At 70.0% G+C, this 3,296-nt stretch carries 2 protein-coding genes; both read left to right on the top strand.

The window, feature by feature from the left end:
* The coding region (locus tag CCL05_RS41550) for a transposase (protein WP_244204592.1) at positions 1-1,632 on the top strand (1,632 nt) is incomplete at its 5' end.
* A gap of 84 nt (positions 1,633-1,716) precedes the next feature.
* Positions 1,717-3,150: a S28 family serine protease gene (locus CCL05_RS41545; protein ID WP_086565735.1), complete on the top strand. Its 1,434-nt coding sequence runs from the start codon at positions 1,717-1,719 to the stop codon at positions 3,148-3,150.
* The last annotated feature ends 146 nt before the right edge of the window (positions 3,151-3,296 follow it).

Here is a 3,296-nt window from a genome sequence, read left to right as displayed (position 1 = left end):
GGCGGGTTGCGGGAGGTGGCGGCGTCGTTCGTGGTGCCTGGCCCGTCGGGGGTGTCCATCCGGGACCGGCTGCGGGTGACGGACGCGGACGCGGCGGTACTGGCCGAGGTCGGCGGGTTCCTCGGGTCGCTGGCCGCCGGTGATCTGGCGGTCCGCTCCCGGCAGGGTCTGTCGCATGACGCCAGCACATGGGCTGTGCGTAAGCGGGAGCTGACCGGGTCCTGTTCGGCCCGCTGGGCGGGCAGCATCACCAAGGCCACGCATGACCAGTGGGCGCTGGCTCGGCGCGGCCAGGTCGCCCACCTCGCGCGGCTGCGAGGGCAGATCGCCTCCATCGAGGCCAGGTTGGCGCGTCCGCTGGGGGCGAAGGCGGACAAGCGGGCCGGGCTGGTACGCGGCTACGGGAGCCGGGGGGAGTGGCATGCCAAGTCACGCCGCCTGCAAACGCTGAAGGCCCGGCTGGCGCGGGTGGAGGCGGACTGGGCGGCGGGCCGCGTGCACGTGGTGCGCGGCGGTAAACGCCTTGCGCACCTGCGTCACCACCTTGCCCAGTCCCGGCTGAGCGAAGCGGCGTGGCGGGAGCGATGGCGGGCGGCACGGATGTTCCTGGCCGCAGACGGGGAATCCGGCAAACGCTTCGGCAACGAGACCATCCGCATCACCGATACCGGGCAGGTCTCACTCAAGCTCCCCGCGCCGCTCGCCCACCTGGCCAACGCCCCGTACGGCCGGTACGTCCTCGATGCCAAGGTCCAGTTCAGGCACCGAGGTGAGGAGTGGCTGGACCGGGTAGCGGCGAACCGGGCGGTGGCTTACCGAATCCACCACGACGTGTTGCGGGACCGCTGGTATGTGACCGCGTCCTGGCAACGAGCCGCTGCCCCGGTGCTGCCGCTGAAGGCGGCCCTGGTACGGGGTGTGGTTGGGGTGGACATGAATGACGACCACCTCGCCGCCTGGCAGCTGGACAGGTGTGGCAACCCTGTGGGTGAGCCGCAGCGCTTCTTCTACGACCTGACCGGCCCCACACAGCACCGGGACGCTCAGATCCGCCACGCCCTGACCCGGCTACTGCACTTTGCCCGCCGCAGCAGGGTGGCGGCGATCGCGATCGAGGACCTCGACTTCACCGATGGCAGCTGCCGGGAGCGCCACGGCCGCAACAAGCGTTTCCGGCGCTTGCTCTCCCGTTTCCCCACCGCGAAGCTGAAGTCACGGCTGGTGTCGATGGCCGCCGAACAGGACATCGCGGTTGTCGCGGTCGACCCCGCCTACACCAGCCGCTGGGGCGCCCGGCACTGGCAGCAGCCCCTGACCACCCCCACCCGCACCACCACTCGCCACGACGCTGCCGCCGTGGCGATCGGACGGCGCGCCCTCGGGCACCCGATCCGGCGACGGGCGACACCGCCCCCACACGACCAGAGCGATCGTGCGGGGCATCGGAGCGTCCAGGCCGGACCGGAGACCCGGCGGCGTGAGGGACCCCGCCCCCACTCGACTGGACCACGCACCAGATGCGTGCCGCCCGGCCGTGGAGCGAAAGCGGGCGACCAGCGTGCCCAACACCGTTCGGGACACGCGGCTGAGCATGTGTCCTGGCACCAGGACTCACTCCCACTCAGTCTTTAGGAACGGTAATCCCCATGTCCCCTGGTGCTGGGGCGAGTTGATCCGCTAGCTTCCGGCGCACATCTGTCTCACAGGGGAGTGCGCATGCGCAAGGCGCTCAGATGGCTGCTGGCGCTCACGGTGCTCATAGGCACGTTGAGCACGGCATCGGCGGCCACCGCCGCCGAGCCGGAGGCCACCGGCAGCACTGACATCAAGGAGAGGCTGCTCTCCATACCGGGCATGAGCCTGGTCGAGGAGAAGCCGTACACCGGCTACCGCTTCTTCGTCCTGAACTACACCCAGCCGGTCGACCACCGCAGGCCGTCGAAGGGCACGTTCCAGCAGCGCATCACCGTGCTGCACAAGGACGTCTCCCGCCCGACGGTCTTCTTCACCAGTGGCTACAACGTCTCCACGACGCCCCGCCGCAGCGAACCGGCCCAGATCGTCGACGGCAACCAGGTCTCCCTGGAGTACCGCTTCTTCACCCCGTCCCGCCCCGACCCGGCCAACTGGTCCAAGCTGGACATCTGGCAGGCGGCCGGCGACCAGCACCGCGTCTTCAAGGCGCTGAAGGGCATCTACGGCGAGAAGTGGATCTCCACGGGCGGTTCGAAGGGCGGCATGACCGCCACCTACTACGAGCGCTTCTACCCGCGCGACATGGACGGCGTCGTCGCCTACGTCGCCCCCAACGACGTCGTCAACAGCGAGGACTCCGCCTACGACCGCTTCTTCGCGCGCGTCGGCAGCGAGGAGTGCCGCGACCGGCTGAACGCCGTGCAGCGCGAGGCGCTGGTGCGCCGTGAGCCGCTGGAGAAGAAGTACGCGGCCTACGCGAAGGAGAACGACCTCACCTTCGAGACCATCGGCAGCCTGGACAAGGCCTACGAGGCGACCGTCCTCGACTACGTGTGGGGCTTCTGGCAGTACAGCCTGCTGAAGGACTGCGACCAGATCCCCGCCGACGCGAAGAACGCCACCGACGACGAGATCTGGACCTCCGTCGACACGATCTCCGGCTTCTCCGCCTACGCCGACCAGGGCCTTGAGACCTACACGCCGTACTACTACCAGGCCGGCACGCAGCTCGGCGCCCCGACGATCCAGTTCCCGCACATCGAGAAGAAGTACATCCGCTACGGCTACCAGCCGCCGCGGAACTTCGTCCCGCGTGACATCCCCATGACGTTCCAGCCGCAGGCGATGCGGGACGTCGACACCTGGGTCCGGCACAACGCCCGCCGGATGCTCTTCGTCTACGGCCAGAACGACCCGTGGGGCGCCGAGCCGTTCCACCTCGGCAAGGGCGCGAAGGACTCCTACGTCATGACCGCCCCCGGCATGAACCACGGCGCCAACGTCGCGGGCCTCGTGCCCGAGCAGAAGACCCTCGCCACCGCCCGCATCCTCGACTGGGCCGGCGTCGCCTCCAGCGCGGTGCAGGCGGACCCGCAGGCGGCGAAGCCGCTCGCGAAGTTCGACGCCGAGCTGGACAAGCGGGAGACGCAGCGGGAGATGACGCTGCGGCCGTAAGGCCGGTGGCTCCTCCGTGTTGCCGCGCCCGGCCGCTCACAGCGGCCGGGCGCACCCCACGGGCCGGTCGCCGCCGAGCCGGACGTACAGGCCGGTCGAGACGGGGCAGTCGGCGCGCCGGGCGACCGTCTCGACCGGCCTGTACG

It is taken from the genome of Streptomyces africanus, from assembly GCF_002150735.1.
GTDB classification, from domain to species: domain Bacteria; phylum Actinomycetota; class Actinomycetes; order Streptomycetales; family Streptomycetaceae; genus Streptomyces; species Streptomyces africanus.
This window is presented reverse-complemented; position numbering and strand designations above follow the sequence as displayed.

Bases quoted from the DNA above. Each gene is read 5' to 3' on its own strand.
- CCL05_RS41545 (WP_086565735.1), top strand. From the start codon at position 1,717: ATGCGCAAGGCGCTCAGATGGCTGCTGGCGCTCACGGTGCTCATAGGC.